General features: G+C 43.1%; 7 protein-coding genes and 1 riboswitch. Of the genes, 1 reads left to right on the top strand and 6 read right to left on the bottom strand.

Annotated features, from left to right (window positions below; genetic code table 11):
• Positions 1–617: 617 nt before the first annotated feature.
• The gene (locus ACH0QE_RS20065; protein ID WP_415802239.1) at positions 618–1,169 is read left to right on the top strand and encodes an NlpC/P60 family protein; all 552 of its coding nucleotides are present in this window, start codon (positions 618–620) and stop codon (positions 1,167–1,169) included.
• A gap of 35 nt (positions 1,170–1,204) precedes the next feature.
• Here the strand turns inward: ACH0QE_RS20065 and ACH0QE_RS20060 are convergent, their stop codons facing one another.
• The 6 genes from ACH0QE_RS20060 to ACH0QE_RS20035 all read right to left on the bottom strand — a co-directional run bounded on the left by ACH0QE_RS20060 (position 1,205) and on the right by ACH0QE_RS20035 (position 8,135).
• Positions 1,205–2,443, bottom strand: coding sequence for a BglG family transcription antiterminator (locus ACH0QE_RS20060; RefSeq protein WP_415802237.1), 1,239 nt, complete (start codon positions 2,441–2,443; stop codon positions 1,205–1,207).
• Positions 2,444–2,595: 152 nt separating this feature from the next.
• A complete protein-coding gene (locus ACH0QE_RS20055) occupies positions 2,596–3,312 on the bottom strand; it encodes an SGNH/GDSL hydrolase family protein (protein ID WP_415802236.1) in 717 nt (238 codons plus the stop codon).
• Between the two features lie 94 nt (positions 3,313–3,406).
• Positions 3,407–3,492: riboswitch (cyclic di-GMP riboswitch) on the top strand.
• A 345-nt stretch (positions 3,493–3,837) separates the two neighbouring features.
• On the bottom strand, positions 3,838–5,196 hold the full coding sequence (locus ACH0QE_RS20050; RefSeq protein ID WP_415802241.1) for an ABC transporter substrate-binding protein: 1,359 nt from the start codon (positions 5,194–5,196) through the stop codon (positions 3,838–3,840).
• 73 nt (positions 5,197–5,269) lie between these two features.
• On the bottom strand, positions 5,270–6,082 hold the full coding sequence (locus ACH0QE_RS20045; protein ID WP_415802240.1) for a carbohydrate ABC transporter permease: 813 nt from the start codon (positions 6,080–6,082) through the stop codon (positions 5,270–5,272).
• A gap of 2 nt (positions 6,083–6,084) precedes the next feature.
• Entirely contained in the window at positions 6,085–7,005 is a 921-nt protein-coding gene (locus tag ACH0QE_RS20040) for a carbohydrate ABC transporter permease (RefSeq protein WP_415802235.1), read from the bottom strand.
• Positions 7,002–8,135: an ABC transporter ATP-binding protein gene (locus ACH0QE_RS20035; protein ID WP_415802234.1), complete on the bottom strand. Its 1,134-nt coding sequence runs from the start codon at positions 8,133–8,135 to the stop codon at positions 7,002–7,004. Before ACH0QE_RS20035 ends, ACH0QE_RS20040 begins: the two co-directional genes overlap by 4 nt.
• Between the last annotated feature and the right edge of the window lie 313 nt (positions 8,136–8,448).

Raw genomic sequence — 8,448 nt, 5'->3', positions numbered from 1 at the left:
GTATATAGGGATTACAGAAAGCAATAGTTAAAAAAATACATTTCAAAGGAGTGTTTTAAATGAAAGTAAAAGCAGGAAGCTGGAGCATGTTGAGCCCGGAGGAAAAGTTATGGTTGTTAAAAGCAATTAGTAACCAATCCAAAAAGCCAAAAATAAATGAATAATGAAAGTGGAGTGAATTCAGCTGGAATGAGCATAGAAAAATGGTTGACATTAATAGAAGAAAGACTGCTGTTAAGAACCATCTGTTTCTTATACTAGCAGTCTTTCCATTTATAGTTCATAAAGAACTGAAAGAAAATAGTGTTCCCCTACTCCTATTATCCTCTTCTCTTCCTCAGCATCTCTTCTTGATATATTTCTATCTAATTCATCATAATCCATGGAATTATTGTCGCAAATTGTAATATAAATGTAATTCTTCCATTATTTATTTGTAACCCCCTTCGCTATATACTAGGTTTAACTTTTAACTAACGGGGGTAAAACTACTTGTTTAAGAGAATCCTAGCATCTATGTTGCTCTTCGCTTTGGTAGCTACAGTCACACGTCTATCAATCAAGCCTCTGCCTCTGGAACGACTTATTATGTGAAAGTTAACTCTGGATCATTAAATATGCGCAATAAACCTGCTACTTCTGGAAAAATTGTAGCTAAACTTCCTAAGAACCAGTTAGTTACCTTGTCTTCCCAATCAAAAGGTTGGGCAAAAGTTTCAACAAAAGGGAAAACAGGTTATGTAAGCTCTAAATATATTGCACCAAAAGCTGCTGCAGTCGCAAACGCTTCAACTCCAAAACCAGCCGATTATAAAGCCAAAGCAATCTCAGTTGCGAAAAGCAATTTGGGAGTCAAGTATAAATGGGGCGGCAACACAACCAGCGGTTTTGACTGCTCAGGCTTAGTAACATACTCATACGGCAAGGCAGGCGTCAAGCTGCCTCGTACAGCATCAGAAATGTATAGCAAGGCAGGTACGAAAGTTTCTTCTTTACAGCCAGGCGACCTATTATTCTATGCAACTAGCGGTGGCAAGAAAGTAACCCACGTCGCCATCTACATCGGAAATGGTCAAATGATTCACTCTGCGACTTCAAAGGGTGTATCAATCGCAAGCATCAATAATTCATATTGGAAGCCAAGATTCATTGGCGCTAAAAGAATATAATTAAAAAAGTGGCTATTCGCCACTTTCTTTGTTTTTCATACACCTGCCCGTTCGATCCATCCGCCGAAATGCATGGCAATCAATGCTACTTCATCATCTGAGATCTTTTTGCCAATGACCTCTTCAAGGTAATGTATTACTTTTTTTGTTTTCTTGTACAGATCCGGAAAATTGCTGATGATTGATTCAGCCAGTGGATTGTCGTATTCAAGTCCATAAATGATCCGATAATAGGCGGACTTCAGATGAAAATATAGACTGCGTTCAAGAACGTCCCTGTCCCGGAAAGCCAGGTGAAAATCTTCTTCAAAATCACTGACCATCTTTTTAATGATTTTTTTCAAGATTGCGAGCTCGGCCTCCCCTACACTGCTCGGACAATACTCCTCTGTCTTCGCCCCCATCAGGCATACGGTGATATAACAAAGTTCATCATCTGGAATGCTCAAGTCGAACTGTTCCTCGATTTGATTGCCGATAAATTTAGCTGCCGAATATTCTTCGGATGGCTTCAGGATAACTTTCTCCATCGGGTCCATGTGCATCGTCTTTCCCTGACGATATCTTCTTAGCAAGAACAGCAGGTGAACGCTCAGGATTTCCATCATGTCATCAGGGTAATGGATATCAAGGTATTTTTCAGATTCCATTAAAATACGGAAAATCCCAGCTGCTTCAGGTGAAGCAAATAATTCAGTCGTCCAAGTTCCTTCTGAGATTTGTTGTTCTAAGCTTAACCAGAGACTTTCTTTTACAGGATGAATCCTGGCAAGGAAATGGACAAGGCTGCGCCGTTTATCCTCCTCTGCTCCTACGATATGGTATCCATGCTCTTTTTCCTTCTGCAAATCCAACCGATGGCGAAGAAGCCTCGCCTTCAATTGTTCTAAATCTCGAAAAATTGTACTCCTGCTTACATTAAGCTTTTTCAGCAAATCATCCAGAAAGACCGGCTTCTCCCTGGTTAATAGCAAGACTCCTATCCAGGCTCTTCGTTCTTTTGCTGAAAGCTGGTATTCAGGGGCCAGTGTTAGTTTTCCAAGTTTGTTTTTTATTGGTGCCTTTTCAGTCGGATTCAAATAAAACCCTTTATTCCGTGCATGATGAACAGGCTGCAGATGATGTCTCTCCAGCCAATCATTAATCCCCTTTATATCACGGTAAACAGTACTCCTGGTGATACCCAGTTCTTTGGTGAGTGTTTTAATAGGAATATATAGATCCCTCTGAATTAACATACTCAATATCTCTTTTTTATGTTTATTTATTGTCATGAAAGAGGCTCACCCTTTTTAACTGACATACCAAAAACGAAAAAACTCTACTTGATTTCATTATAAAGGGTAAGGTATTATTTTTATACCCTTAGGGTATTTTTATTAAAAATAATAAAGCCTGTTTCCTTCGCAGAAAACAGGCATATGACTTAATATTGATTTTTCATTATGGCCTTCCAGAATTCTTTAGCAACTGTTCGATATCCTTCCAAGCTTAGATGTATATCCTGTGGATTGGGTAAGTACTCTTCATAATGCTTGGCTATGACCTTTTCTGTAGGGACATAAACATCCTTATTTGTTTTTGCAATTCCTTCAATCGTTTTGTTTAGGCTATCTAGTAATGACATTAATGGCGCTTGGTGTTCTTTGTCCAGATATGGAAATGGATTATAATAGCCCATCACATATACATCAACTGAAGGATTTAGCGAGTCTATTTTTGCTAGAATGTAATCTAAATTATTTTTCACATTTACCAAAGCTTGCCCGACAATCAGTGGGTCACCAGTCTTGAGTGCCTGAAGTGCATCATTCGCTCCAATATCGATTGTGATAATTTCCGCATTTCTTATTGCATCCTGGACTAATTCATTTGTGATTATTTGATTCTTCAATTGAGTAGAGGTAAAACCTGGTACTCCGTAATTATCTAGATTCACTGTATATTGTGACTGTCCAAAACGTTCTGCTAGGTATTCACCGTAGCCAGAATCCTTTCGACCATCTGGTGTCCAGCCTGCAGCCAAAGAGTCGCCTAACGCCACATAGTCGATCACCTTCTTCTTTTCAGGTTTTGCAAACGTAGATACCGGTATGCTTAACAGCAAGATAGCCACCAGCAAAAGACTAGTGAATTTCTTCATATAACCCCTCCTTGTTCGTTATATAGAACAACTCTATTTTAACAAATAGAAATACCACGACAAAATTATTTTCTGAATATTTTTCGCACTATCCGACAATTAGGGACAAAATCATTGAAAAATGATGACGCAAAGCTATAGGGATCTCTTCCCGTTGGAAACAGTTTTCCAGATACCATCAATCTTAAAGAAAATTGATGTCTAACGCTAAAGGAAATGCAGAAGAAAAAAACCAAGACAAAAAACCATTCTATATGCACCATTACTATTAGCTACTGTACTGCTCAGTGCAGCAGTCACTATACTTGCTAATCAAATTTATACAACAAACGAAAAGCTCCGATTCTGAAGCTTTTTTAAGTTTCACTAAGTCTCTTTTCGGAAACTTTGGTTCTTGGCGCAAAACCTATTAAATGCTCATAAGTCCATTGATTCTAAAAAACATCCTTCATTAAAAAGAGGAAACCCTTCCTCCACCCTGCAAAACAGCCGTGAAAAAGCGGTCCCCCCTATACAACTATATTGTTACTTCTTCTTCGTTTTATTCGCTATCTCAATTGCCCTGTCTGTTCCTTCTGCTGCCTGGTCGAGTGCTTCCTGTGGCGGTGTTCCCTGGTACAGGTTTTCAAGCGCAGTTACGACTTGCTGGCGCGATTCAGGGAAGACGGAAATCAATGCACCCTGGGTCGCGAAGGATGGTTTTGTATCCTGAAGCTGGTCTACGGTAACCTTGAACTGCGGGTACTTCTCCCACTCTTTCTTCACGATGTCTTCTTCATAGGCTGCCGGGTTGATTGCGAAGTAGCCTGTTCCGATATGCCATTTTGCCTGACTTTCAGGTGATGCGAGGAATTTCATGAATTCCCATGCTGCCTCCTGCTTATCTTCGCCGATTCCTTTGCTCATCCATAGTGACGCCCCGCCAATCGCGACGCCCTGTCTCTCGACTTCATCCGGGTAAGGAATATAGGCAACTCCTACATCAAATGAAGAGTTATTGATCGCGCCGGCAACTCCTGCGGATGAATCCATGTACATGGCGACTTTTCCTGTCTGGAAAGCGGCACGGATGTCATCCCAGTTCGTTCCGTAGTTGCCGAAGGTGCCGGCTTTGTTCATGTCGTCAAGGAACTTGAAGACTCGCAGTCCTTCTTCTCCATTGAACACAGCTTTTGTTGCGTCATCAGAACGGCCATTATCATTGTCGACATACAGGCCGCCTTGTGTCGCTACAAGCTGTTCAAAGAACCAGCCATATGTCAGCATCGAGAATCCAAAACGTTCGTTTTTCTTCGTCAGTTTTTCTGCAGCCGCTTTTACCTCACTGAATGTTTGCGGAGCTTTTTCCGGATCAAGACCTGCTTCCTTAAAAGCATCCTTGTTATATATCATCACCGGTGTCGAGGAGTTGAACGGCATTGAATATAGTTTGCCATCGACCTTATAGTAGTTCAGGATGTTTTCCTCCAGCTGGGACAGGTCGTAATTGTCCTTATCGATAAAAGTTTGCATTGGCTCGATAAAGCCGCTTTCAATCATGTACTTAGTCCCTACTTCAAACACCTGCATGATCGCCGGCGCATTATCGGTGCCGCCAACACTCCGAAGCTTTGTCAGCGCTTCTTCGTAAGTACCCTGGAATTCTGCATTGACCACAACTTTATCCTGGGAATTGTTAAAATCCGCGACAATGCCATCAAGTGCTTCCTGGCCCGGTCCGGACATCGCATGCCAGAACGAGATTTCTGTTTTCTCGCCAGGCTTCGTTCCGCCATCCTTCTCCTTGTCTATGTCATCTCCCTTGCTTGCATCATTGGAACATGCCGACATGACTATTAAGCTGAAAATCGCACTGATCACGAGGAACCATCTGAACTTTTTCATCATCTTGCTGAACACCCCTTTTTTAAAAAATTTATAAGTTACTTCTGAAAACCAGAAGTTGAACCCAAATGGATTACTTGAGAGCTCCCTGAGTCAATCCCTTTTGCAGCTGCTTTTGGCCGGCAAAAAGCAAGAGCAGTGTCGGGATGATGACCACGATCACTCCCGCCATGACGACTCCCCATTCTGTCGCGACTTCCTGTGACTGGAGCTGCTTCAAGCCAATTTGAACTGTCCTTACCTGGTCCGTGCTTGTGACAAGCAAAGGCCATAAATACATATTCCATGTCGTCAGGAACCCGTAGGCACCGAGTGTGACAAGGCTGGTTTTTGACACAGGAAGAATCACTCTCCAAAAGAAGGCGAACTTACCGAGCCCTGCCACCTCTGCCGCTTCATGCAGCTCTTTCGGAATCGTCTTGAAGTGCTGGCGCAGCAGAAAGGTTCCGAAAGCCAGCGCGAAAAACGGCACTGTCAAACCTTGATAAGTATTCATCCAATCCAGCTTTTGGATGGTAAAAAAGTTAGGAATCATCGTAGCTTCCCAAGGAATCATCATTGTTGATATAAAGAGGAAGAAGATGAAATCCCTTCCCTTAAACGGGATGAAAACAAAAGCATAGGCCGCCAGACTGCAGACGACCAGCTGGCCGAGCATGACCCCAAACGACACTATGAAGCTATTAATCAAGTAATTCATCAGCGGCAGGCGGTCGAACACTTTTATATAGTTATCAAAGTGGATTGACTCAGGAAAAAATTTGCCCTGGAGGATTTCCCCGCCTGACATGAAGCTGATCATGAATGCATAAAGAACCGGAAAGAACACTAGGAATGCCGAAATGAACAGCAAGACATAAAACAGGCATTTTTTCGGTGTCGACATCATCATTGATAGTGCACCTTCTTTTCTCCAAGCTTAAATTGCAGGATCGTCACGATCAGGATGCAGATGAATAAAAAGACAGCCTGGGCGCTTGCTGTGCCGAACTGGTAGTTGACGAATGCCTCCCGGTAAATAGAGTAAACAATCAGGTTTGTCGCCTGGGATGGCCCGCCTTTTGTTAAAATATCGACCTGCCCGAAAGTCTGGAACGCATTGATCAGAGAAATCGTGATGATGAAAAACAATGTCGGCGACAGCATTGGAATCGTGATCCTGCGCAGCTGGTACCAGTAGCCGGCACCGTCGATCCTGGCACTTTCATATAAATATTCATCAATATTCTGCAGCCCGCCAAGCAGGATGAGAAACGAGAAGCCGATATTCATCCAGATCGTCGAGATTGAAATCGACACGAGCGCCCAATCAGGATCAAGCAGCCACTGGACGCCTGGCAGATTCATGACATTGAGCAGCCTGTTGAACATACCGATGCTTGGATGAAACAGGAACAGCCAGACGACAGAGGAAGCAGCGACCGAAATCCCCATAGTTGAAGAATAAACAGTCCGGAAAAAGCCAATTCCTTTCAGTTTTTCATTCGCGATCAACGCGAGGAATAGCGCAATAATGACCCCTGTCGGTACGGTATAGAGAACAAACAGCACCGTTGCCTTGATACTGTTGCGGAATTCCCTTGACTCGAATAAATAGGCATAATTTTCAAAGCCTACAAAAAGCGCAGCTGCTCCCTGCTGGTCGGTCAGAAAGAAGCTCAGGTAAATCGTCCGGAACATCGGGTAAAAAATGAACACCGCAAACAGAAGAATCGACGGAAACAGGTACAAAAGAGCTGTGCGCGCATTAAGCGATTTCCTCCACAAGCCAAGCTGCTTTGGAGGAGTACTGGCTGCGTCTGCCTTCATATGAACACCTCTTTATCAAAAACATGGTTCTCGATATCCGATGGAGTTTTGATGATTTTTTCCGTCTCGCTGTCAAACAAACAGAGAGAGTCGTAATTGATGACAATCGGGACCATGTCCCCGACATCAATCCTCCATTGGCCGGTCCATTTCGCCATCCATTCCCTTCCTCCCATATCGAAGGAGAAGATCGTTTCATTTCCAAGGACCTCTACATTAGTCGTTTTTACATAGACTTTATCTTCTGCTTTCGTCTCTTTTGTCGCCGCCTTTAAATGCTCAGGACGGACGCCGATGGTGATTGTGTCGGATTTTAATAATGAACGATCTTCTTCCGGAACAGCTATTTTTGCGTCCTCGCTGAAAACAATCTCATTTTTTGCACTGCCCACCTTCCCTTCGCCAATATTCATCGGCGGCGAACCAATGAATGTCGCGACGAAAGGATTGGCGGGATTGTTATAAATATCGATTGGCTGGCCAATCTGCTGGATTTTGCCGTCATGGAGAATCATGATCCTGTCTCCCATCGTCATCGCCTCGACCTGGTCGTGGGTGACATAAATCATCGTGATACCAAGACGCCTTTGGATCTGCCTGATTTCCGAGCGCATATGGGCCCTTAATTTAGCGTCCAGGTTTGATAAAGGTTCATCCATCAGGCAAATCGGTGCCTGGTTGACGATGGCCCTGGCCAGGGCAACCCGCTGTCTTTGGCCGCCGGACAGCTCACGGGGTTTCCTTTTCAAATAAGGAGTTAACCCGAGCATTTCGGCAACATCTTCGCATCGCTTTTTTCGTTCAGGCTTAGGCACTTTTTTTACATGGAGGCCGAAAACGATATTCTCCTCAACCGTTAAATGAGGGTATAAAGCATAGTTTTGAAAGACCATCGAAATATCCCTTTTGCTGGGCGGGAGCCAGTTCGACTCGACATCACCTATTTTCAGAACACCGCCCGTGATCTCTTCCAAGCCGGCAATCATCCGCAGCATCGTGCTTTTCCCGCAGCCTGAAGGACCGACAAGGACGAAAAACTCTCCAGGTTCAATCGTGACAGTAATATCTGAAATAACTTCTGTTTTTTTATCGTAGGATTTAGAGACACCTATCAATTCCACCTTCTTCATGATTGCCACCCTTTCCGCTTAAAAGCGCTATCATTTACATCCTCTATGAAAAAGGAGACCACAAATAATGCCTATCCATCATAGGCAATAGATGTGGTCTCCTGGCTCTCCGTCACAAATTATTAACTTGTCGATTTTAAAATTCCAAGCCATTGAATAATATATATTGAGATTATATGTTTTCGAGATTGGCAGTATGTTAAATTCCGGAAAAAAGAGAGGGACTTATGAGGAACTCGTTAATTATTAGTTTCTGTTTGTTAGTGCTGCTTTTTGCAGGTTGCGAAGGAAGAGGAGCAGCACCTGCCTTTGT

The organism is Mesobacillus sp., assembly GCF_047739415.1.
Taxonomy (GTDB): domain Bacteria; phylum Bacillota; class Bacilli; order Bacillales; family Cytobacillaceae; genus Mesobacillus.
Note: the sequence above shows the minus strand (reverse complement) of the source record. Positions and strands in the feature narration are given on the sequence as shown.